Raw genomic sequence first — 22,746 nt, forward strand, 5'->3', positions numbered from 1 at the left:
TAGGCTCCACTCCCACAAGCCGCAGACCGCTTCGGTCTGCGGCTTCTGTCGTTGCAGTACTGTGGGATTCATGAAAATCGTGCTCACCATTGTGATCGCCGCCGCCGTCCTTTTCGGGATCAGCAAACTGCGTCAGCGCAATGACGCCGACCTGTGGCATGAGGTCACCACGCGCTGACCGCCTCGAATTTGGCTGTGACACGGAACAAGCGGCGGTTTTCCATCCGATTCACGCCGTAAGGTCGAGAGATGGCGTCCACTGAGATCTCCGAGCTGGTGCAGTCCGTGGTCGAGCCATATCTGTTGAGCGGCCCGCGCCGGTACAACCGGCATCAGGTCGCGGATCTGACCGGGTTGCCCAACAATGTCACCCGCCGCCTGTGGGTGGCGTTGGGCTTCCCGGCCGATCCGGACGACGAGGCCGTGGAATACAGCGACTCCGATATCGAGGCCGCCCAGACCTTCGCCAAGCTGCACGTGCTGGCCACCGCCGACACGCACCGCCAGACCACGGCCGCGCGCACGCTGGGACGGTCCATGGCGCGGCTGGCGGAGTGGCAGGTCGATCTGGTGACCGAGGAGATCCTGGACCGGATCACCACCATCACGCGCGAGCAGCCGGACATCGATCCGAAGGAAGCGGCGCGCATCGCCACCGACGAGGTGGTCACCGAATTCGAGACCTTGCAGCGCTACGCCTTCCGCAGGCACCTGGACGCCGCGCTGGCGCGGTCGCTGGACGGGGGAGCGGCGGCGGGGGACACGGTTCGCGTGCTGGCCGTCGGATTCGCCGACATGGTCGGTTACACCCGCCTGACCCGCCACCTGGAGGCCGATGAGCTGTCGGCGCTGCTGGAGGCCTTCGAGACGGCCACCAGCAACGCCATCGTCGCCAATGGCGGCTGGGTGATCAAGAACGTGGGCGACGAGGTCATGTTCGCGGCGGCGACGGCCACCGACGGGGCGCGGATCGCGCTCGCGGTGCAGGAGGCCGCCATCGCCTCGCACGGCGTCACCCAGGAGCTGCGGGTGGGTCTGGCCTACGGGGAGGTGTTGCAGCGCTTCGGCGACCTCTACGGGTCGACGGTGAACACGGCGGCGCGGCTCACCGGTGTGGCCCGGCCGGGCACGGTGCTGGTGGACGACGGCGCGGCCGCGGCCATCGAGGCGGATCTGGATTTCACGCTGCGGCATCTGGCCACGGTGCGGGTGAAGGGCATCAATCGGCTGTACGGGCATGTGCTGCGCCGCAATGAGATTCGACCGCTGGTCTGAGTGATCCCCGTCGAGGACGTGCTCCGGGAATGGGGGCGGGCCTCGGCGAAGGGGGGGAGTTAGCCGAGGCCCGCGTAAGGTCGGCCCGGGGGGGAGGGGCCGACGGGAACGATCCTACGCGACGAATTCGGATTGTGTGGCTATCGGGGCATCGCGTTCAAAGATTTTTTCGAGGAAAAAGCGCGGTTGTCGGCGGCGGGCTCGGCATCGTGACCGAAATGGGTCCTTCGCCGAATTACGTTCGAGTAGTTGACGACTCGCGATCCCGGACGCCGTCCGCGCCGACACTGGTGAAACTGGGATGACTCACTCTGCCTATCCGGGCATACTGGCCAGACGCCGACGATCGTGTTCGACCGCATCCGTGCAGTTCGGAACAGGAGAATCATGCCCGACGCCATAGTCGCCGAGGGGCTGGTCAAGAGGTACGGCCATCTGGTCGCCCTCGACGGCCTCGACCTCTCGGTCCCCGAAGGCACCGTGACCGCCCTGCTCGGCCCCAACGGCGCCGGCAAGACCACCACCGTGCGCGTGCTCACCACGCTGCTCCTCCCCGACGCGGGCCACGCCGTCGTCGCCGGGGTGGACGTCCTGAAGGACCCGCAGCTGCTGCGCTCCCGCATCGGCGCCTCCGGCCAGTACGCCGCGGTCGACGAATACCTCACCGGCTTCGAGAATCTCGAGATGGTGGGCCGTCTGTACCACATGGGGGTGCGGCGCAGTAAGGAGCGAGCGCGCGAGCTGCTGGACCGGTTCCGCCTCGCCGACGCCGCCGACCGTCCGGTCAAGGGCTACTCCGGCGGTATGCGCCGCCGCCTGGACCTGGCGGGCGCGCTGGTCGCGAATCCGCCCGTACTGTTCCTGGACGAACCCACCACCGGCCTGGATCCCCGTGCGCGCCTGGATCTCTGGGACGTCATCGAGGAACTGGTGGCGGGCGGCACCACGCTGCTGCTGACCACCCAGTACATGGAGGAGGCCGACCGGCTGGCCGACTCCATCGCCGTCATCGACCACGGCCGGGTGATCGCGGAGGGCACCTCCGACGAGCTCAAGGCGATGGTGGGCGGCGACCGGATCGAGCTGGTCGTCGATCACGCCGACAATCTCGCGGTGGCGCAGCAGGCGCTGGAAGGCTTGGCGCACGGCGAGATTCGGCTCGAGCCCGGGCTGCGGCGGATCATCGTGCCGGTCGAGGACGGCTCGCAGGCACTGGTCGACGCGATCGGGCAGCTGACCAAGTATGGGGTGAAGATCCACGACGTGGGGTTGCGCCGGCCCTCGCTCGACGATGTGTTCCTGTCCTTGACCGGACATCAGGCCGAGGAACTGATCAACGGCAATCGATCCGCCGAGGAGAAGGAGGGGGCCCGATGAGCGCCGCGCTCGCCGTCGCCGGAAAGCCTTCGCTCGCACAGCGACTGGCCATGGTGGTGACCGACAGCATCACCATCACCAAACGCAATGTGATCAAGATCCGCCGGGTGCCGGACGTGCTGATCTTCTCGACGCTGTCGCCGATCATGTTCGTGTTGCTGTTCGCCTACGTCTTCGGCTCGTCGATCCAGTTGCCGGGCACGTCCTATCGCGAGTTCCTGATCGCGGGCATCTTCGCCCAGACCGTGGTGTTCGGTGCGACGTTCACCGGTCTGAGCCTGGCCGAGGACATGCAGAAGGGCATCATCGACCGCTTCCGGTCACTGCCCATGGCCCCGTCGGCGGTGCTGATCGGCCGTACGCTCTCCGACGTGGTCATCAATGTGGTGAGCCTGGTGGTGATGTCGCTGACCGGTCTGCTGGTGGGCTGGCGGATTCGCGGCTCGTTCCTCGACGCGGTGCTGGCGTACGTGCTCTTGCTGCTGTTCGCGTACGCGGTGTCGTGGATCATGGCGGTGGTCGGTCTGCTGGTGCGCGCGCCGGAGGTCTACAACAACGCCAGCTTCATGGTGATCTTCCCGCTCACGTTCATCGCCAACACCTTCGTGCCGGCCGCGAACCTGCCGACGGTATTGCGCGTTGTGGCGGAATGGAATCCGGTGTCGGCGGTGACGCAGGCGACGCGCGATCTGTTCGGCAACACCTCGCCGATGGGGCCGAGCGCGGATGTCTGGCCCATGCGGCACCCGGTCGCGACGACCCTGATGTGGGTCGTCGTGATCCTGGCGGTCTTCGTGCCGCTCGCCCTGAAGCAGTACAAGCGCTCGGTGAGTCGCTGAGTAACTCGGCGACTCACCGCGGGCTTCAGTGGTTCACGAGGTCCGGCGAGGGCGCCGAACCGTTGCGCGAGTAGCCCAGGCGCGGCGGTTCGGCGGCCGGTGCCTCCGGTTGCGGACGCTTGTTCACGAAGAACGCGACGACACCTCCCGCGATAGCCACGAGGGCGGCCACGATGACCTTGTTACGAACGCTCCCCAGCTCCATCCGACCATGCTGGCACAGCAAGACAATTCGTGCACGGACGGGGCCGCCGATCGGTTACTCGACGGTAACGCTCTTGGCCAGGTTGCGCGGCTTGTCCACGTCCCGGCCCAGCGCCATGGCCGTGTGATAGGCGAGCAACTGCAACGGAATCGTGAGGATGATCGGGTCGAGTTCCGGGCACACCGCCGGAACCCGGATCACCGAATCCGCCAGCCCGTCCGGCAGATCGGTGTTGGTGACCGCGATGACCGGGCCGCCGCGCGCCTTGATCTGCTCGATGGTGGTGATGTTCTTCGCCAGCAGCTCGTCGCCGGGCACCAGCACGATGGACGGCATCTCCGGGTCGATCAGCGCCAGCGGCCCGTGCTTGAGTTCGGAACCCTGGTACGCCTCGGCGTGGATGTAGGAGATCTCCTTCAGCTTCTGCGCGCCCTCGCGCGCCACCGGCCAGGCACGCACCCGGCCGATGAAGAACATGCTGCGCGCCTTGGCGAATCGGGACGCGATATCGGCGACCGTCTCCTCCTCGGCCAGCACGGCGTCGATGGCGTCGGGCAGCGCGCGCAGCCCGGACACGATGCGCTCGCCCGCCGCGGCCGACAGGTCCCGCACCCGGCCCAGCAGCAGGCCCAGCATGGCGAAGGACACGGTCATATTGGTGAGCGCCTTGGTCGACGCCACCGAGACCTCCGGGCCCGCGTGCAGGAAGACGCCCGCACCGCACTCGCGCGCGATGGCGCTGCCGACCACGTTCACCGCGCCGATGACGCGGCCGCCCTTGCGCTGCAATTCCTGAACGGCGGCAAGGGTATCCAGGGTCTCGCCGGACTGGCTGATCGCCACGTACAGCGCGTCCGGGTCCACCACCGGATTGCGGTAGCGGAACTCCGAGGCGGGCTCGGCGACGGCCGGGATCCGGGCCAGCTCCTCGACCAGCTGCGCGCCCAGCTGGCCCGCGTAATAGGCGGAGCCGCAGCCCAGGAACACCACCTTGCTGATCCCGCGCAGCTCGCGCGCGTCCATATTCAGGCCGCCCAGGTGGGCGGTGGCGAAGCGCTCGTCGAGGCGGCCGCGCAGCGCCCGGCGGACGGCGTCGGGCTGTTCGGCCATCTCCTTGCGCATGAAGTCGGGATACCCTCCCAGCGCGTAGTCCTCGGCCGCCATATCGATGGTGGTGGGGATCTTGTCGGTGCGGCGGGCCTCGAGACCCAGTGTGCTGGTGCGGAATTCGTCGGCGCGCACGGTGGCCAGCTCGCCGTCGTCGAGGAACACCACGCGCTGGGTGTGGTGCACCAGGGCGGCCACGTCGGAGGCCACGAACATCTCGCCGTCGCCGACGCCGAGCACGATGGGGGAGCCGTTGCGGGCCACCACCAGTTCGTCGGGGCGGCGGGCGTCGAGCACCAGCAGGCCGTAGGTGCCCTCGACCCGGCGCATGGCGGTGCGGACCGCGTCCTCCAGGGTCTCGGACGCCTCCAGGGCGGCGGCGACCAGGTGCGCGATGGCCTCGGTATCGGTGTCGGAGACGAATTCCACGCCCTCGGCGGTCAGCGCGGCGCGCAGCACCTCGGCGTTCTCGACGATGCCGTTGTGCACGACCGCGATCCGGCCGGAGACGTCGGTGTGCGGGTGCGCGTTGGCGTCGGAGGGTTCGCCGTGGGTAGCCCAGCGGGTGTGGGCGATGCCCACATTGCCGCGCAGCCGGGCGGCTTCGGCATCGGCCTTGTTGCGCAGGTCCTGGACCCGGCCCTGGGTCTTGGTGACCCGCAGGCGGCCTCGGTGCGGCACGGCCAGACCCGCGGAGTCGTAACCCCGGTACTCGAGCCGGTGCAGGCCCTCCAGCAGGACCGGGACGGCTTCACGATGACCGATGTAACCGACGATTCCACACATTGCGGGACGGACTCCTACCCGTAGACGATGCGACGCAGCTGCCGTTCGGTGAAGTCGGGGGCGGCGACCCGGCGCTGCGCGAGCTCGGCCGCCAGGCGCTGCCAGATTTCGGCATTGCGGACCTGACGGCTCTGCAATTCGGCATGTCTGCGGCGCACGAACTGCTCGGCGGTCTCGTCGAAGTATCCGACGACATCGGCGACCACGCGGGCCGCGACGGCGGGCGGCAGGCCGGTGGAGGCCGCCACATGGCGGACCAGATCGACCGGATCCCCGTCATTCACTCGACCGAACATGCCATGCCGGGACCGTTTCCGCCACTTCTGTGCCCGAATCCGGGCAGGGAATCACATCTCGCGGTGGATTCGGGGGCTTCGTGTGTGCCGCTTCGGCCCGGCCGCGCGCCCTGCACCTATCCTGGCGGCGTGACCTCACCGAATCAGACCGCAGTGGCGACGTTGCACACGAACCACGGCGACATCAAGATCTCGCTCTTCGGTAACCACGCCCCCGCCACCGTCCGCAATTTCGTCGGCCTGGCCGACGGCTCCAAGGCGTACAGCACCAAGAACGCCGCGGGCACCGACTCCGGGCCGTTCTACGACGGCTCGATCTTCCACCGGGTGATCGACGGATTCATGATCCAGGGCGGGGATCCCACCGGCACCGGCCGCGGCGGCCCCGGCTACGAGTTCAAGGACGAGTTCCATCCGGAACTCCGTTTCGACCGCGGCTACCTGCTCGCGATGGCCAATGCCGGACCCGGCACCAACGGCTCCCAGTTCTTCATCACCGTGGGCGCGCAGCCGCACCTGAACCGCCGCCACACCATCTTCGGCGAGGTCCGGGACCCCGATTCCCGCAAGGTGGTCGACGCCATCGCCACCATCTCCACCGACCGCGGCGACCGCCCCAAGGACGACGTGGTGATCAACAGCATCACCATCGCCTGAGAAACGGCCCGCGCCACGGCCTTCGAAGAGGACTTCCCATGCAGCCCCAGCCGCCCGCCCCGGCCTGCTACCGCCACCCCGACCGGCCCACCGGTCTGGCCTGCACCCGGTGCGGGCGTCCGGCCTGCCCCGAATGCCTGACCGCGGCCGCGGTCGGGCAGCACTGCGTGGAGTGCGTCCAGCAGGGCCGCGACGATGTCCGGCCGGTCCGCAACGCGGCCGGAACGACGCTGTCGCGGATCTCGCAGCCGTACGTCACCTACACGCTGATCGCCGTCAATGTGATCGTCTTCGCGGCCACCGCGCTGCAGGCGCACAGCCTGATGGACAACCAGCGTTCCCGGCTGTTCTACGACTGGGTGCTGGTGCCGGGCTTCGTCGGCTACGACGGCGGCTGGGCGCGGGTGCTCGGCTCGGGCTTCCTGCACTACGGGCCGATCCACCTGCTGGCCAATATGTTCGCGCTCTACGTGCTGGGTCCGTACTGCGAGGTGGCATTGGGCCGGGCCCGCTTCGTGGCGGTCTACTTCACGTCCCTGCTGGGCGGTTCGGCCGCGGTCACGGCGCTGTCGGGTCCCCTGACCCCCACCGCGGGCGCCTCGGGCGCGATCTTCGGGATCTTCGGCACGGTCGCGGTGATCATGCTGCGCATCCGCCAGAACCTCACCCAGATCGCGGTGCTGCTGGGGATCAACCTGGTGATCACCTTCTCGGTGCCCGGCATCTCGGTGTGGGGGCACCTGGGCGGGCTGCTCGCGGGCACGCTCGCCACCACCGGAATCCTGTATCTGCCGCGCTGGATCGGGATCGGGGACGCCCGTAAGGCGCTCACCGTCGGCTGGGTGGCGGTCGCGGCGGTGGCGCTGGCCGCCGTGCTGGTCACCGTGCTGGCCGCGCCCACCCTCTAACGCGACAGATGCGCGCGCAGCACCTCGAGGACATCCTCGGGGCGCGTGCCCAGATCCCAGCGGCCGAAGATCAGCAGCCGTTCCTCACCGGAGTTGTCCACATCCATCTCCAGCATGGGCATACGACGGCCCAGTCGCCGGTAGTGCACAACCCGGACCCGCAGGATCTGCTCGGGTGTGTACCGCTGCGGCCCGGTCAGACCGCGCACCACGATATGCACAGGGTTGCCGGGTTCGACCGCGAGCCGCGGCCGCTGCCGCACGCCCAGGGCGGTCAGACCGAGCAGTCCCACCGCGGCCACGCCGATGAGCAGGCGGCCGGGGCCGTCCGTAGACACGATCGCGGCGACGGCCAGCACCAAGCCGCCGATGCCGCAGGCCACGAGGGCGGCCGGGGGTGTGGACCAGGACAGTTGGGAATCGGGGCCGGTGGCGGTCACTGTCCCCACTCTTTCCTCGAGTTGTCCACAGGCTCATCCACAGGTGTGCATGAATGACAATGGTGTAAGCCACATTCCCGGGGGAGCGGGCCACCCGTGCGGGGCATTCAGCGCCAGCGCATGGTCATGATCAGACCGACCACCATCAGGCCGAATCCGATCAGGAAGTTCCACGCGCCCAGGTCGCTCATCCAGTGGATCTGCTCGTTGGCCAGGTAGTAGACGAGCAGCCACACCAGACCGGCGAGCATGAAGCCCAGCATGATGGAGACGTACCAGACCGGCGACGGACCAGCCGTCTTCACCCGCACCGGGGTGCGGCTGGCCGGGTTGATCGTGTAATCGGTCTTCTTCCGGACCTTAGACTTCGGCATGACGTCCTCTGCTCCGCCTCTCCGTGACTTCAGCGCACGGCTGAGTGCCGTCGACATTCTCGCATGCGGCCCGGCGGTTGGGTGCCGACGCGATTCTGGGGGTACCCCAGGAGTTACCCCGACCGTGACGAAACCAGTTGTTACGTCCGCATACGCTCGCGGTGGTACCTCCATACTAGGTATTGCTCGCGACGGGCGAGTCACCAGCCACTACTCTCGAATCATGCGTGTACTGGTCGTCGACAACTACGACAGCTTCGTGTTCAACCTGGTTCAGTATCTCGGACAGCTGGGTGTGGACGCCGAGGTCTGGCGCAATGACGACCCGCAGCTCGCGGATGTGGACAAGGTTGTGCAGGACTTCGACGGCGTGCTGATCAGCCCCGGGCCCGGCACCCCCGACCGCGCCGGCGCCTCCATCCCGCTGGTGCACGCCGCCGCGAAGCACGCCACCCCGCTGCTCGGCGTGTGCCTGGGACACCAGGCCATCGGAGAAGCCTTCGGCGCCACCGTGACCCGCGCCCCCGAACTGCTGCACGGCAAGACCAGCAGCGTCTTCCACATCGGCGCCGGCGTGCTGGCCGGGCTCCCGGATCCGTTCACCGCCACCCGCTACCACTCCCTGACCGTCCTCGAGGAGACCATGCCGCCGGAGCTGGAGGTGCTGGGCCGCACCGAATCCGGCATCGTCATGGCCCTGCGGCATCGCGATCTGCCCATCCACGGTGTGCAGTTCCACCCCGAATCCGTGCTCACCCAGGGCGGGCACCGCATGCTCGCCAACTGGCTGGGCGTGTGCGGCGAGCGGCCGGCGGAGGGGCTGGTGCAGACCTTGGAGGCGGAGGTCGCGGCCCTGGCATGAGCGGTCAGGGGCCGGAGGAGCCACTCCTCCTCTCAGCGCTTGCCTGCGTAACCACGCAGGCTCCGCGCTCATGCCCTATGGAGACAGCGTCATGATGGGCGGCGCGGCGTGAGGCCGCGGGTCCTGCTGTCGGTGGCCGTCAGCATCGACGGCTACATCGACGACGCGAGCCCGGACCGCCTGTTGTTGTCCAACGCCGCCGATTTCGATCGGGTCGACGCGCTGCGCGCCGAATCCGACGCCATCCTGATCGGTGCGGAGACCCTGCGCCGCGACAACCCCCGGCTGCTCGTGAACAGTTCGGACCGCCGCCTGCAGCGGGTCGCCGCGGGCAAGCCCGATTATCCGGCGCGGGTGATCGTCTCCGCGCGCGGCGAACTCGACCCGGAGCTGCGGTTCTGGCACAGCGGCGGCGAAAGACTGGTCTACACCACCGATTCCGGGGCCGCCCGCCTCGGCGACCGGCTCGCGGGACTGGCCGAGGTGGTATCCCTGGGCGCGGCGATCGATTTCGCGGCTCTGCTCGATGACCTGGGGAAACGTGGTGTCGAGAGCCTGATGGTCGAGGGCGGCGGGTCCATCCATACCGCCTTCCTGTCGGCCGGATTGGTCGACGAGATCTGGATGGCCGTGGCGCCCTTGGTGGTCGGCGATCCGGCCGCCCCGCGCTTCCTGGGACCCGCGGCCTTCCCGGGCGGGCCCCAGCACCGCATGCAGCTGGCCGATGTGGCCCGGATCGGGGATATCGCCCTGCTGCACTACCTGCCGAAGGAGGATTCCGATGTCGGATGAGGCACGGCTGGATCGCGGCTGGATGCGGCACGCCATCGGTCTGGCGCGGTTGTGCCCGCACAGCGACACCGCCTTCGCGGTGGGTGCGGTGATCGTGGGCCCGGACGGGGTGGAGATCGAGCACGGGTGGTCGCGGGAGACCGACGACAAGGTGCACGCCGAGGAGTCGGCGCTGAACAAGCTGGCCTCGGACGATCCGCGGCTGCGGCACGCCACCCTCTACAGCACCCTCGAGCCCTGTTCGCAGCGCGCGAGTCAGGATCGGCTGCCCTGCACGGATCGGATTCTGCGGGCCGGGATCCGGCGTGTGGTGATCGCCTGGCGGGAGCCCGGCACCTTCGTGGACAACTGCGTCGGGGTGGAGCGGCTGCGCGAGCACGGCGTCGAGGTGGTCGAACTGCCCGATCTGGCCGACGAGGCCATGTCGATGAACCGGCATCTGCGGCTGTAGGTTTCGCCCGCGCAAGGTTTCACATGAAACAAAACAGGGGTTCGCGGACGATCCGCGAACCCCTGTTCTCACCATGGAATCCGAATCACGGCGGGCCGAGCGACAGCACTCCGGTCGTGATGGTCACCGTCTGGGACTTGCCCAGCGACGAGCCCGAGGTCGGCTGCTGGGCCAGGATGCGCCCGACCTCGCCCGCGTTCAGCGTGCTCATGGTGTTCTGGCTGACCTGCCCGTTCCAGCCGCTCTTGCGCAGCATGTCCACGGCCTGCGCCGGAGTGAGGCCGCGCAGGTCGGGCATGGTGATCTGATCGCCGCTCGACACCTGCACGGTCACCGTGGAGCCCTTGTCGGCCTGGGTGCCCGCGGACGGGTTGGTGGCGATGACCGTGCCCTTGGGCTGGTTGTTCGGCACTTCCTGGACCACGACCTTGAACAGCGCGGTGTCGCCCAGCGTGGACTGCGCGACCTCGATCGACTGCCCGACCACATTGGGGACGACCACCTTGTCCGGACCCGAACCGAGGGTGATGGTGACCTGTCCGTCGGAGTCGACCTTCTGGCCCGCGTCCGGGGTCGACGAGACGACCTTGTCCTTGTCGTCGGCGCTGGAAGCCTCCCGTTTCACGTCGGGATTCATCCGCAGCCCTTGCGAATTCAGGGTCTGCTCGGCCTGTTGCCGGGTGAGGCCGGCCAGCTTCGGCACCGTCACCTGCTGCGGTCCCGCGGACACCTGCAGGGTGATGGTGCTGCCCTTGCCGACCCGGGATCCGCCCAGCGGCTGGGTGGCGATGACATTGTTCAATGCCACCTTCGGGTCGTTCTTCTGCTGGATGGCGACCGTGAAACCGGCCTTCTCCAGATCCCGTTGCGCCAGTTGGTAGTTCTGGTTGGCGACGTCGGGCACGGTGACCTGATCGGCCCGCGACCCGGGGCCGACCAGCATCCACAGCAGGATCCCGACCACCGCGACCGCGGCCACCCCGAGGATGCCGATCAGCGCGGTGCGCCGGCGCGGATTGGCCTCGACGATCTCCTGTTCGGTGGTGTCGTCGCGGCGTTCGACGGTGCGGTAGCTGCGCGGCGGCGGCAGGTCGTCGTCGAGGAAACCGGTGCGGTCCTCGTCGGTCATGACCATGGGGGCGGTAGGCTTCTGCCCGCCCAGCACCCGGATCAGGTCGGCGCGCATCTCGGCCGCGGTCTGATACCGGTTGGCCGGGTTCTTGCTCATCGCCTTGAGGATCACCGAGTCGAGCTCGCGCGGCACCCCGGGATGCACCTGCGACGGCAGCCGCGGATCCTCCCGGACGTGCTGGTAGGCGACCGCGACCGGGGAATCGCCGGTGAAAGGCGGTTCGCCGGTGAGGATCTCGTAGAGCACGCAGCCCACCGAGTACACGTCCGACCGCGCGTCGACCTGCTCGCCGCGGGCCTGCTCGGGGGAGAGGTACTGGGCGGTGCCGATGACGGCGGCCGTCTGGGTCATGGGGTTGGAGCTGTCGGCGATGGCGCGGGCGATGCCGAAGTCCATCACCTTCACCGCGCCGGCCCGGTTGATCATGATGTTGGCGGGCTTCATGTCCCGGTGCACGATGCCGTTGCGGTGCGAGAAGTCCAGCGCCGCGCACACGTCGGCGATGACCTCCATGGCGCGCCGCGGCGGCAGCGGTCCCTTGCCGCGCACGATGTCGCGCAGGGTGTCACCGTCGACGTACTCCATCACGATGTAGGGCAGCGGCCCGCCGTCGATCTCGGCCTCGCCGGTGTCGTACACCGCGACGATGGCCGGATGGTTGAGGGCGGCCGCGTTCTGCGCCTCACGCTTGAAGCGCAGGTAGAACGTGGGGTCGCGGGCCAGGTCGGCGCGCAGCACCTTGATCGCCACATCCCGGCCCAGCCGCAGATCCCGGGCCTTGTGGACCTCGGACATGCCACCGAACCCGATGATCTCGCCCAGCTCGTAGCGGGAGGAGAGGTTCTTCGGGGTCGTCATGGCAATCCTTGCTGCGCGACTGAGGATGAATTGGGGTCCTGTGCGTACACCGGACTGCGGTTACTGCCGGGACTCACCGCTCCGCCGGAATTCACGCCGCCGCCGGAATTCGCGCCGGGAGTCACTGGCAATGATGGTAGGTCGCCCCCGCCCTGGCCCGGCCACGGCCACCGGTCGGGCTTGGTGGTCGTGGGTTTCGCCGGGGTGGTGGTGACCGGCGGGGTGGTCTTGGGCGGCGTCGTCGTGGTGACCGGCGGCGGGGTGGTGGTCGGCTCGACCGTGGTGGTCGGCGGCGGCTCGACCGTGGTCACCGGGGGTGGCGGCGGCACCGGCCGTTCCCGGGTGGTGGTGGTCGGCGGGACGGTGGTGGTCGGGGTGATCACCGGCGGCGCGATCACCGCGCTGGTGCGGGCGGGCGGCGTGGAGTCGTGCGAGGAGCTGCTCATCAGGATGATGGCGGCGGCCGCGCCGAGGATCAGCGCGCCCACACCCAGTCCGGCGACGACCTTCTGGCCATTGGTGAATCGACCCGAGCCGCCGTCCTCCACACCGGGGACCGTCATGGGTCCGACCGGGGTGCGGGGTCCGGACATGACGGTGGTCTGGGCGGCGGGCGGTTCCATGGGCCCGCGCATCGGCTGCTGCGTCGGCGGGGCGTAGCGGGCGGTGGCCTGGTCGGCCCGCGCGCCCGGGATGATCATGGTCGGTCCGGGCGGCAGCACCCGGGTGGCGCCGGTCATGGCCGCGGACGGCAGGCCGCCGGGCGGCGTGGGCCGGCGACCCGAACGCACCGCGGACACCGCGTCGGCGAACTCGCCGCCATTGGCATAGCGCTGGCCCGGCTCCTTGGCCATGGTGATCTCGATGAGCTCCCGCACGTTCGGCGGCAGGTCGGCGGGCAGCGGCGGCGGGGCCTCCCGCACATGCTTCATGGCGACGGTCAGCGCGCCGTCGCCGGTGAACGGCCGCGCGCCCGCGAGCGCCTCGTAGCCGACCACGCCCAGCGAGTACACGTCCGAGGCGGCGGTGGCGTCCTCACCGGTGGCCTGCTCCGGCGCGATGTACTGGGCGGTGCCCATCACCATGCCGGTCTTGGTGACCGGGGAGGCGTCGACGGCCTTGGCGATGCCGAAGTCGGTGATCTTCACCTGACCGGTCGGCGTCACGAGGATGTTGCCGGGCTTCACGTCCCGGTGCACGACACCCGCGAGGTGCGCCACCTGCAGCGCGCGCCCGGTCTGCTCGAGCATGTCGAGGCCCTGGGCCACCGAGAGCCGGTTCAGCCGGGACAGCACCGCGTTGAGCGGCTCGCCCTGCACGAATTCCATGACCAGATAGGCGATCTCGCCGCCGGACGGATCCTGCGTCTCGCCGTAGTCGTAAATGCTCGCGATGCCCGGGTGATTCAGCTGCGCGGTGGTCCGCGCCTCGGTACGGAAGCGCTGCCGGAAGGTGGGGTCGGTGGAGAACTCCGCCTTCAGCACCTTCACCGCGACCCGGCGGTCCAGCCGGGTGTCCAGCGCTTCCCAGACCTGGCCCATGCCGCCGGTGGCGATCAGCCGCTGCAGCCGGTACCGGTCCGCGATCATCGCACCGTTGTTCAGCATTCGTGACCCTGTCTGCTCCCATGCAGCATGAGTGAGGGCCCTGCGTGGTTACGCGGGCAAGCGCTGAGAGGAGGAGTGGCTCCTCCGGGCCATGACTCACTCATGCTGTCTTGCACTCTCATGTCTCTCAGCCCCCCAGCCCGGTGTCCAGCACGGCCCGCGCGATCGGTGCTGCCACCGAGCCGCCGGTCGCGGCCAGGGCCCGGTCGCCGCCGTTCTCGACGATTACCGCGATGGCGATCTTCGGGTTCTGTGCCGGTGCGAACGCCATGTACCAGGCGTGCGGCGGGGTGTTGCGCGGATCCGAGCCGTGCTCGGCCGTTCCGGTCTTCGACGCGATCTGATACGGGCGCGGCTGCGTCCCTCCCTGCGTGTTCTTCTCCGACTCGATCATCAGATTGGTGATCTGGGTGGCCACCTGGGGGGTGACCGCCTGGCCCACCGAGGTCGGTTTGGTGGTGCTCAGCGTGCTGAGGTCCGGCGCCTGCAACTGGTCGACCAGGTAGGGCTTCATCCGCACGCCGCCGTTGGCGATGGTGGCCGCGATGACCGCGTTGTCCAAGGGGGTCAGGGCCACATCGCGCTGTCCGATGCTGCTCTGGCCCAGCGCCGCGTTGTCGGGAATGTCGCCCACGGTGCTGTCGGTCCACGGGATCGGGATGCTGTTGTGCAGATCCTTGCCGATCCCGAACGCGCTCGCCTCGTCCTTGAGTTTCGCCGTCCCCACCTTGATACCGAGTTCCACGAAAGCCGTGTTACACGAGTACTTGAAAGCCTCTGTCAGCGAAGCGGTTTGGCTGTCGCCGGGACCGCAGTGGCTGCCGTTGTAGTTCTCCAGCGTGGTCTGGGTGCCGGGCAGGGTGATCCGCGGCGCGGCGGTGAACTGGTCCTCCGGTTTCGCGATGCCGTTGGACAACGCGGCCGCGGTGACCACCACCTTGAACGTCGAACCCGGCGGGTAGGTGGTGGACACGGCGCGATTGATCAGCGGCTTGCCGGTGTCCTTGTCCAGTTGCTTGTAGGTGTCCTCGACCCGGCCGGCGTCGTGCCCGGCGAGGGTGTTCGGATCGTAGGACGGGGTGGACACCATGGTCAGGATGCGCCCGGTGCTCGGCTCGATCGCCACCACCGAACCGGTCAGCTTCTTCGAGGTCAGCTGCTCGTAGGCGACCTTCTGCATGAGCGGGTTGATCGTTGTCACCACGTTGCCGCCGCGCGGATCCCGGCCCGAGATGAGGTCTATGAGCCGCCGCCCGAACAGCTGGTTGTCCGAACCGTTGAGCACCGAGTCCTCGGTGTGCTCGAGTCCGTTGTTGCCGTTCTGGAGCGAGTAGAAGCCGGTCACCGGCGCGTAGGCCATCGGATCGGTCGGGTAGGTGCGCAGGTACTTGTAGCGGTCGTCGGTGGCCACCGAACTCGCGAGCACCGTTCCGGCCGCGGAGATCTGGCCGCGCTGGCGGGCGTACTCGTCGAGCAGCACGCGATCGTTGCGCGGGTCGTTGCGCAGGCTGTCGGCCTTGCCGATCGGGCCGATCTGGACCTGCACGTAGGTGGCGTTGATCAGCAGCGCGACGATCATCGCCATCACCGCCAGCGCCACCCGGCGCAGAGGCGTGTTCACCCGGCACCCCCCTCGACCTTGCGCAGCATCTGCGTCGACGCGTCCGCGATCGGCTCGGCCCGCTTGCGGGCGGGCGCCGGGCGGCGGGCCGCGTCGGAAATCTTGATCAGCACTCCCAGCAGGACGTAGTTCGCCAGCAGCGACGAACCGCCGTACGACATGAACGGGGTGGTCAACCCGGTCAGCGGAATCAACTTGGTGACTCCGCCGACCACGACGAACACTTGAATGGCAATGGTGAAGGCCAGCCCCGACGCGAGCAACTTGCCGAAGCTGTCGCGGATGGCCAGCGCGGTGCGGATGCCGCGCACCGACAGGATGCAGAACAGCACGAGGATCACCGCCAGGCCGATCAGGCCGAGCTCCTCGCCGATGGCGGCGATGATGAAGTCGGTCTTCGCGAACGGCACCTTCGACGGATTCCCGCTGCCCAGACCGGTTCCCGCGAGACCGCCGGTGGCCAGGCCGAACAGCGACTGCGAGATCTGGTAGCCGGTGCTGGAGTAGTCGTCGAACGGGTGCAGCCAGGTCGAGACCCGGACCCGCACATGCCCGAACGCGTTGTAGGCGAATACGAATCCGACGGTCAGCAGCACGAGCCCGACCGCGACCCAGCCCACTCGCTCGGTCGCGACGTAGAGCATGCACAGCACGGTCGCGAAGATCAGCAGCGAGGTGCCCAGATCCTTCTCGACCACCAGCACGCCCACCGAGACCACCCACACCAGCAGGATCGGTCCCATGTCGCGCATGCGCGGCAACTCCATACCGAACACGTGCTTGCCCGCGCCGGTGAACAGGTCGCGCTTGGACACCAGCACTCCGGCGAAGAACACGATCAGCGCGATCTTGGCGAACTCACCGGGCTGAACGCTGAAGCCGGGCAGCCGGATCCAGATCTTCGCGCCGTTCACCATGGAGTACCGGTCCGGCAGCAGCGCGGGCAGCGCGAGCGCGACCAGCCCGAGCAGGCCGACCGTGTAGGAGTAGCGGGCCAGGCTGCGGTAGTCGCGCAGCGCGATCAACAACCCCATGAAGACCACCATCCCCAACCCCGTCCACAGCACCTGCTGGTTGGCGTCGGGGGAGGGGATGGGCAGGTTGGCGAAGGCGGCGTCCTGGGCCTGCGCTAGGTCCACTCGGTGAATCACCACCAGGCCCAACCCGTTCAGCAGTGCCGCGATCGGTAGTAGCAGCGGATCCGCGAACGCCGCGAACCGCCGCACCGCCAGATGCGCGACGCCGAACAGGGCCAGGTACGCGGCACCGAGTTTGGCGATCTCCCAGGTGATCGCCTGCTCCTGACTGGCCTCCACCAACACCAGGGACACGGTGGTGATGAGGGCCGCCAGCCCCAACAGCAGCAACTCGACATTGCGCCGGGTGGCGGGCGGCGGCGCAGGAGCGAATCCGCCGGGTGGACTGGGGAAGGCCCCAGTGAACGGCGGTGCCGGTGCGGACATCAGTCCGCCGTCCTGCAGTTCTGCCCCGGGTTCTGCGGTGCCGTGGTGGTGGGAACGGTGGTGGCCGGCGGGCTCGGCTGCTCGGACTTGTGCTCCAGCGGGTGGTTCTCGCCGGTCCGTTCGCCGCCGCTGAGGCCGCCGGGGACGGCGGTCGGTGCGGCGGGTGTGGGGGTGACCGAGGCGCCCGGCTGGTTCGGGTCGGCGGGCGGGGCCGGAGTCGTGGTCGGGGTGCTCGGGGCCTGCGCCTTGGTGTCGCAGGGCGGCAGCAGCTCGGTCGACACCAGCATGCGGATCTGCTTGATGGCGTCGTCGCGCGAGCCCGGCGGCAGACCCTTGTCGACCGAATCCCGGCCGCTGGGGCGCAGCGCCTCACGGGTCAGCGAGACACAACCGGCGGCGAACTTGTCGCCGGGAGCTGCCAGCGTCAATTCACCGGCGCGGGTGACACATCCGACCTGATCCACATCGCGGATCGAGTAGCCCAGCACCGAACCGGGCAGGCCGCGCAGCACGACCACCTTCTCGCCGTCCACGCCGACGTAGTAGTTGCTGCGAATCATGTTGTAGCCCACGGTGAGACCCGCGCCGACGGCCACCAGCAGGGCCAGCGACAGCGCCAGCCAGCGCAGCTTGTGGCTCTTCTTGGGCGGCTCGGGTTCGGGCTGCGCCACGGCGCGGCGCGGGGTGGCCCGCGGCGGGCGCATGGCGGCGGCCCGGCCGGCGGCGGTGTTCGGCGGGGGAGTGTCCTCGTCCTCGCCGGACGCCGCGCCCGCCACGATGGGGTGGCTCTGGCCGTAGTCCAGATCGATGACGTCGGCGACCACCACGGTCACGTTGTCGGGACCGCCACTGCGCAAGGCCAATTCGATGAGCCGGTCGGCCGCCTCGTCGGTGGTGCCCTCGCGCAGGGTGTTGGCGATGGTCTCGTCGCTGACCACGTCGGACAGGCCGTCCGAGCACAGCAGGTAGCGGTCTCCGGCACGGGCCTCGCGCACCACCAGGGTGGGGTCGATCTCGTTGCCGGTGAGCGCCCGCATGATCAGCGAGCGCTGGGGATGAGTGTGGGCCTGCTCCGGGGTGATTCGTCCCTCGTCCACCAGCGACTGCACGAAGGTGTCGTCGCGGGTGATCTGGGCCAGTTCACCGCCTCGGAGCAGATAGGCGCGGGAGTCGCCGATGTGGGCGAGGCCGAGTTTGCGGCCGGCGAACAGGATGGCGGTGAGCGTGGTGCCCATGCCGTCGAGTTCCGGCTCCTCCTCGACCTGGTCGGCGATGGACGCATTGCCTTCGTGCACGGCACGATTCAGCTTGCCGAGCAGATCGTCGCCGGGCTCGTCGTCGTCCAGATGCGCCAGGGCGGCGATCATCAGTTGCGAGGCGACCTCACCGGCGGCGTGGCCGCCCATGCCGTCCGCCAGCGCGAGCAGTCGCGCACCGGCGTAGACGGAGTCCTCGTTATTGGCTCGGACGAGACCACGGTCGCTGCGCGCTGCGTAGCGGAGAACAAGTGTCACGATCGCAGCTCGATCACTGTCTTGCCGACACGGACAGGGGTGCCGAGTGGGACTCGGACCGGAGTGGTGACCTTCGACCGGTCGAGGTAGGTCCCGTTGGTGGAACCGAGATCCTCGACGTACCAATCCTCACCGCGCGGAGACAGTCGCGCGTGGCGGGTGGAGGCGTAGTCGTCGGTGAGGACCAGTGTGGAGTCGTCCGCGCGCCCGATCAGCACCGGCTGCTGGCCGAGTGAGATGCGAGTGCCGGCGAGAGAACCCTGAGTCACCACGAGATATTTGGCGCCCTTCTGGCCCCGGCGAAAAGATGGGAGCACCGCGGAACCGCCTGCGGCCCGAGGCGCGACCCGAAGGCCGGAAGCCGCGTAGATATCGCTGCGCAGGGTCCGGAGCACCGCCCACACGAACAGCCACAACAGCAGCAGGAACCCCGCACGGGTCAATTGCAGGATCAGTCCCTGCACGGTGCTCCACCTCCTGTTCGACCGTGTCGTAGGTACGGGGCAGTTACGGAGGTATGGCTCCGTGACCCCCAACCGGTGTGTTGCGTGTCAGCGCGGCCAGAGTCCGCCGCGCGTAATGGCAGCATCATAGGGCCGTCGACCGGTTGCGATCACGATACGACCGAGGAATTCCTAGTCATATCGTGACCTGCACCGCGAGCTTACGGGATCAGACGATCCGGATCAGGATCTCGGAATGCCCGGCGCGGATGACATCCCCGTCGGCCAGCTGCCAATCCTGGACGGGAGACCCGTTGACCAGCGTGCCATTGGTCGAACCGAGGTCCGAGAGCATCGCGGTCTGGCCGTCCCAGCGAACCTCGATGTGCCGCCGGGAAACCCCGGTGTCCGGCAGCCGGAAGTGCGCGTCCTGCCCACGGCCGATGATGTTGCTGCCCTCGCGCAGCTGGTAGGTGCGGCCGGAGCCGTCGTCCAGCTGCAGCGTCGCCGAGTAGCCCGACGCGCCCCGCGCAGGAGCCGCGCCGTAGCCCGCCTGCTGCTGGTCGTAGCCCTGCTGGCCGTAGCCCTGCTGGTCGCCGTAACCCTGCTCGTAGCCCTGCTGCTGCCCGTAGCCCTGCTGATCGGCATAGCCCTGCTGCTGGCCGTAGCCCTGATCGGCGTACCCGCCCTGCTGCTGGCCGCCGTAGCCGCCGCCCTGCTCGTAGCCCTGCTGGCCATAGCCCTGCTGCTGGCCGTAGCCCGGGTCGGCGTAACCCTGCTGCTGGCCGTAGCCCTGCTGGTCGCCGTAGCCCTGCTCGTAGCCCTGCTGCTGCCCGTAGCCCTGCTGGTCGGCATAGCCCTGCTGCTGGCCGTAGGCCTGATCGGGCGCGCCGTACCCGCCCTGCTGGCCGTAGCCCTGCTCGGCGTACCCACCCTGCTGCTGGGCGCCGTAGCCGCCGCCCTGCTGCTGGTAGTCGTAGCCGTTCTGGTACTCGCCATAGCCCTGCTCGGACTGGCCGTAGCCGTACTCGCCGTACCCCTGCTGACCGGGGCGGCCCGCAGGCGGGGGCGCGTACCCGCGGTTCCGCGGATCGGACTCCGCGGGCTCACGGCTGGGGTCGTAGCCTGAGTTCTGCGTCATGGGGCCAGCTCCTGGTTGCGGGTTGGGTCGTTGTGGGCGTTCAGGTCCCGGTGACGGGCTGGCCCGCCTGCCCGCGTCCGGATCCACCCGGCCGCGCGTCCTGAACTGTCCGGTGTGCAGCGTAGGGGATGCCTCGAACTCCACGTGCACTTCGCCGTAGGTCTGCCACCCTTGCTCACGGATGTGGTCCTGCAGATGTTTGGCGAACGCACGCACGGTGAGCTGGTAATCCTCCGTGGCGACCTGCTGGTCCGGCTGGCCTTCACCGTGGACGAGTTGCCGGAGATCGGTCTCGTTGACGGTGATGACGTAGCTGTTGGGAGCCAGCAGATGCCCCCCGCCCAGATCCTGGACGTGGTCGCCGGCCTCACGCTGCAGTGCGGCCTCCACCTCCTGGGGAACCACACTGCCGCCGAACGCACGGGCGAAGACATCACCGACAGCACCCTGGAGGCGGCGCTCGAAGCGGGAAACGAACCCCATCGCCCCTCCTTCCCGGGTCGTGTCGTTTCTGACCTGCCAATAGTCGTGCGCGGAGCGTCCCGGAATGCAACACGCAGGCATGGCGTGTCGCCGGAGGGACACGGTCTTTGCATGATATCCACGATCGTCCACACCTGTAACTCTTGGCGGCGAGCCCAGGTTCCCGGGGCGTACCCACTGCGCCACGAAGCATGCGCACCCCCGATAACCAGGCGATTTCGTTTTGGTGCAAACCCCGTGATACGTTCTTCTCGTCGCTCGGGCGAGTGGCGGAATGGCAGACGCGCTGGCTTCAGGTGCCAGTGTCCGTAAGGACGTGGGGGTTCAAGTCCCCCTTCGCCCACCACGAGGAAGGCCCCCGATCCCACCGGATCGGGGGCCTTCTTCTTTGTCCGGACTCGGGTTCCTGTCCGGCTCATCCTGCTCATCCGCAAATCCATGGATGTGACGAAGGTCGCACACCCTGTCCGGGGTGGGTTTCGAGAGACGTTGCCAGGGGCCGTTTCTGGGCCTCGCGAGGGGTGAAAATCGTTTGCCGGAGGATGTCGCCTCGGGTATGCGCCCGATTACTGTCCAGCGTTGCCTGATGATCATTTAGCTAAAACCATTCGAAACAAACTTGAGGTTTGTTTGACCCCAAGCGACTGCTTGGCAATCACGCTGAGCTGGGACGAAACACCAGCTTAACGGGGGTTGAACCGGTGGTGAGCGGAGAATTCGCGAGTTTTTCGCAAACCGGATGACGGCGTTCGAAACCCATCGCGCGCAATGGGTTGAAACGGGTCCTGAAACGCAACCGCGAGGATAGTTTCGAGGCCCTCCGCAGACCGCCCGCAAAGGGTATGCCGAGAATTAGCGATGGTGCCGGGTTCCCCACGGGGAGGGCGCATTTCGCCTGGTCGCGTTATACGCCCGGTGGGCAAGTCGGAGGTTGCGTAGCCATAACGATTGTGTAGAGTCAACGGCAACGCTGGCCGCAGCTGAGCCGGACTCGCTGCGGCCAGTGGAACTCAATCCGAACGGTGCTCGCGACTAGGAAGTCGCCACTCTCACAACCGGTTCTGGATGGTTCCCGACCGAATTGCCCGTGATGTGCTCCGGGCCCGACTCCCGCGCCGCGTCGTCCAACGCTCGCGCTGTGTCGTCCATCTCTCGCACCGCCTGGCGACCACGCCCGAATACGTAGGCCAGGAAACCGAGTTCGGCCACCGCCCCGATCCCGACCCGCACCGCGGTGGGCCATCCGCTGGGCGTCACGAAGCCCTCCAGGAATCCCGACACCAGCAGCACCCCGGCCAGACCCAGCGCGATCACCGCCGTCGCGCGTCCCTGCCGGGCCAGGGCCTGCGGGCGGCTCTCCCGGCCCGGGTCGATCAACGTCCAGCCCAGCTTCAGGCCCGCCCCGCCGGCCACGAAAATGGCTGTGAGCTCGAGCATTCCGTGCGGCAGGATCCAGCCGAAGAACGGCTCCAGTCGTCCCGCCTCCGCCATCAGCCCGGCACTGACGCCGAGATTCAGCGCGTTCATGAACAACAGGTAGAGCGCGGGCAGCACGAGCACGCCCATGAACAGCGCCATGGCCGACACCCACGCGTTATTGGTCCACACCTTCGCCGCGAACGCGTCGTGCGAGTGCTCGTAGTAGTAGGTCTCGAATTCGCCGCCCGGCTTCGTCAAGGCGTCTGTATCCATGTTCAGCCCGAGACGCTTCCGTGCCGTCTCGGAATTGGCCACCGCCGCGCCGAGCGCCGCCGCGCCGAGCAGGAACACCGCCGCCACCGACAACCACCACGGCCAGGCCCGGTACACGGCGGCCGGAAAGCGGTGCGTGAAGAAGTACCCGATCTCATGGGGAGTATCGATGCGCGCGCTCAGGATCCGTCCCCGCGCCCGGGTCAGCACCGCGGACAGCCCGGCGATCAGCTCCGGATCGGCCTCCCGGGTCTGCAACCGCGCCAGCTGCTGTGAGGCCACCCGGTACAGCCGCACCAGCTCGTCGGCCTCCGCCCCACTGAGCCGCTTGCTCCGCGACGCCAGCCGATCCAGCCGATCCCAGGAAGGCCGGTGAACGAAGGTGTACGCGTCCAGATCCATGAGTTCCCCTCCCGCACTTCG

At 68.4% G+C, this 22,746-nt stretch carries 22 protein-coding genes and 1 tRNA gene; 10 read left to right on the forward strand and 13 right to left on the reverse strand.

The features are described 5' to 3' along the window. Positions 1-70: 70 nt before the first annotated feature. The 4 genes from ACQPYY_RS00005 (at position 71) to ACQPYY_RS00020 (ending at position 3,491) form a co-directional block, all read left to right on the forward strand. Positions 71-178 carry a DLW-39 family protein gene (locus tag ACQPYY_RS00005; protein ID WP_433592342.1) on the forward strand — a complete coding sequence of 36 codons (108 nt, stop codon included), beginning with the start codon at positions 71-73 and terminating at the stop codon, positions 176-178. Between the two features lie 71 nt (positions 179-249). Then, on the forward strand, positions 250-1,275 hold the full coding sequence (locus tag ACQPYY_RS00010; RefSeq protein ID WP_379103003.1) for an adenylate/guanylate cyclase domain-containing protein: 1,026 nt from the start codon (positions 250-252) through the stop codon (positions 1,273-1,275). A 387-nt stretch (positions 1,276-1,662) separates the two neighbouring features. After that, positions 1,663-2,652, forward strand: a complete 990-nt coding sequence (locus tag ACQPYY_RS00015; RefSeq protein WP_433592343.1) for an ATP-binding cassette domain-containing protein — start codon at positions 1,663-1,665, stop codon at positions 2,650-2,652. Next, on the forward strand, positions 2,649-3,491 hold the full coding sequence (locus tag ACQPYY_RS00020; protein ID WP_433592344.1) for an ABC transporter permease: 843 nt from the start codon (positions 2,649-2,651) through the stop codon (positions 3,489-3,491). The genes ACQPYY_RS00015 and ACQPYY_RS00020 overlap by 4 nt, the downstream gene beginning before the upstream one ends. 25 nt (positions 3,492-3,516) lie before the next feature. On the opposite strand, the gene ACQPYY_RS00025 is transcribed toward ACQPYY_RS00020, so the two are convergent. From ACQPYY_RS00025 to ACQPYY_RS00035, 3 genes are read right to left on the reverse strand one after another with little or no spacing between them, the layout of a single operon-like run. After that, positions 3,517-3,696 (reverse strand): hypothetical protein, encoded by a 180-nt coding sequence (locus ACQPYY_RS00025; protein ID WP_357274929.1) that lies wholly within the window; start codon positions 3,694-3,696, stop codon positions 3,517-3,519. Positions 3,697-3,750: 54 nt separating this feature from the next. Beyond that, on the reverse strand, positions 3,751-5,589 hold the full coding sequence (glmS, locus tag ACQPYY_RS00030; protein WP_379103013.1) for a glutamine--fructose-6-phosphate transaminase (isomerizing): 1,839 nt from the start codon (positions 5,587-5,589) through the stop codon (positions 3,751-3,753). Between the two features lie 14 nt (positions 5,590-5,603). Then, positions 5,604-5,873 (reverse strand): hypothetical protein, encoded by a 270-nt coding sequence (locus ACQPYY_RS00035; RefSeq protein ID WP_246598244.1) that lies wholly within the window; start codon positions 5,871-5,873, stop codon positions 5,604-5,606. A gap of 141 nt (positions 5,874-6,014) precedes the next feature. On the opposite strand from ACQPYY_RS00035, the gene ACQPYY_RS00040 reads away from it, so the two are divergent. Both ACQPYY_RS00040 and ACQPYY_RS00045 read left to right on the forward strand, forming a co-directional pair. Continuing rightward, positions 6,015-6,542, forward strand: a complete 528-nt coding sequence (locus ACQPYY_RS00040) for a peptidylprolyl isomerase (RefSeq protein WP_433592345.1) — start codon at positions 6,015-6,017, stop codon at positions 6,540-6,542. A gap of 38 nt (positions 6,543-6,580) precedes the next feature. After that, a complete protein-coding gene (locus ACQPYY_RS00045; protein ID WP_433592346.1) occupies positions 6,581-7,450 on the forward strand; it encodes a rhomboid family intramembrane serine protease in 870 nt (289 codons plus the stop codon). Here ACQPYY_RS00045 and ACQPYY_RS00050 read toward each other — a convergent pair. Both ACQPYY_RS00050 and crgA read right to left on the reverse strand, forming a co-directional pair. Next, positions 7,447-7,890: a PH domain-containing protein gene (locus tag ACQPYY_RS00050; protein ID WP_379103022.1), complete on the reverse strand. Its 444-nt coding sequence runs from the start codon at positions 7,888-7,890 to the stop codon at positions 7,447-7,449. The genes ACQPYY_RS00045 and ACQPYY_RS00050 overlap by 4 nt on opposite strands. A gap of 107 nt (positions 7,891-7,997) precedes the next feature. Continuing rightward, positions 7,998-8,264, reverse strand: coding sequence for a cell division protein CrgA (gene crgA, locus ACQPYY_RS00055; RefSeq protein WP_357088463.1), 267 nt, complete (start codon positions 8,262-8,264; stop codon positions 7,998-8,000). 223 nt (positions 8,265-8,487) lie between these two features. Between crgA and ACQPYY_RS00060 the strand changes: the two genes are divergently transcribed. From ACQPYY_RS00060 to ACQPYY_RS00070, 3 genes are all read left to right on the forward strand, one after another. Continuing rightward, on the forward strand, positions 8,488-9,126 hold the full coding sequence (locus ACQPYY_RS00060) for an aminodeoxychorismate/anthranilate synthase component II (protein ID WP_433592347.1): 639 nt from the start codon (positions 8,488-8,490) through the stop codon (positions 9,124-9,126). 108 nt (positions 9,127-9,234) lie between these two features. Beyond that, positions 9,235-9,918 (forward strand): RibD family protein, encoded by a 684-nt coding sequence (locus ACQPYY_RS00065; RefSeq protein ID WP_379103027.1) that lies wholly within the window; start codon positions 9,235-9,237, stop codon positions 9,916-9,918. Further along, positions 9,908-10,369, forward strand: coding sequence for a dCMP deaminase (locus ACQPYY_RS00070; RefSeq protein WP_379103029.1), 462 nt, complete (start codon positions 9,908-9,910; stop codon positions 10,367-10,369). Before ACQPYY_RS00065 ends, ACQPYY_RS00070 begins: the two co-directional genes overlap by 11 nt. An 85-nt stretch (positions 10,370-10,454) precedes the next feature. On the opposite strand, the gene pknB is transcribed toward ACQPYY_RS00070, so the two are convergent. From pknB to ACQPYY_RS00105, 7 genes are all read right to left on the reverse strand, one after another. Beyond that, entirely contained in the window at positions 10,455-12,359 is a 1,905-nt protein-coding gene (gene pknB, locus ACQPYY_RS00075; protein WP_433592348.1) for a Stk1 family PASTA domain-containing Ser/Thr kinase, read from the reverse strand. Then, positions 12,356-13,966, reverse strand: a complete 1,611-nt coding sequence (locus ACQPYY_RS00080; protein WP_379103033.1) for a protein kinase domain-containing protein — start codon at positions 13,964-13,966, stop codon at positions 12,356-12,358. Before ACQPYY_RS00080 ends, pknB begins: the two co-directional genes overlap by 4 nt. A gap of 127 nt (positions 13,967-14,093) precedes the next feature. After that, entirely contained in the window at positions 14,094-15,587 is a 1,494-nt protein-coding gene (locus tag ACQPYY_RS00085; RefSeq protein WP_433592349.1) for a peptidoglycan D,D-transpeptidase FtsI family protein, read from the reverse strand. Continuing rightward, positions 15,584-17,050, reverse strand: coding sequence for an FtsW/RodA/SpoVE family cell cycle protein (locus ACQPYY_RS00090; protein WP_357274952.1), 1,467 nt, complete (start codon positions 17,048-17,050; stop codon positions 15,584-15,586). The genes ACQPYY_RS00085 and ACQPYY_RS00090 overlap by 4 nt, the downstream gene beginning before the upstream one ends. Next, positions 17,050-18,564: a protein phosphatase 2C domain-containing protein gene (locus ACQPYY_RS00095; protein WP_379103038.1), complete on the reverse strand. Its 1,515-nt coding sequence runs from the start codon at positions 18,562-18,564 to the stop codon at positions 17,050-17,052. The genes ACQPYY_RS00090 and ACQPYY_RS00095 overlap by 1 nt, the downstream gene beginning before the upstream one ends. Continuing rightward, positions 18,561-19,028 (reverse strand): FHA domain-containing protein FhaB/FipA, encoded by a 468-nt coding sequence (locus ACQPYY_RS00100; protein ID WP_213558686.1) that lies wholly within the window; start codon positions 19,026-19,028, stop codon positions 18,561-18,563. Before ACQPYY_RS00100 ends, ACQPYY_RS00095 begins: the two co-directional genes overlap by 4 nt. 208 nt (positions 19,029-19,236) lie before the next feature. Beyond that, positions 19,237-20,631, reverse strand: coding sequence for a DUF3662 and FHA domain-containing protein (locus ACQPYY_RS00105; protein WP_379103041.1), 1,395 nt, complete (start codon positions 20,629-20,631; stop codon positions 19,237-19,239). Between the two features lie 260 nt (positions 20,632-20,891). Here ACQPYY_RS00105 and ACQPYY_RS00110 point away from each other — a divergent pair. Continuing rightward, positions 20,892-20,977 (forward strand) — tRNA-Leu (locus ACQPYY_RS00110). A 686-nt stretch (positions 20,978-21,663) separates the two neighbouring features. Here ACQPYY_RS00110 and ACQPYY_RS00115 read toward each other — a convergent pair. Beyond that, the gene (locus tag ACQPYY_RS00115; protein WP_433592350.1) at positions 21,664-22,725 is read right to left on the reverse strand and encodes a stage II sporulation protein M; all 1,062 of its coding nucleotides are present in this window, start codon (positions 22,723-22,725) and stop codon (positions 21,664-21,666) included. Positions 22,726-22,746: the final 21 nt, after the last annotated feature.

This window comes from Nocardia sp. CA-145437, from assembly GCF_050956485.1.
Lineage (GTDB): Bacteria > Actinomycetota > Actinomycetes > Mycobacteriales > Mycobacteriaceae > Nocardia.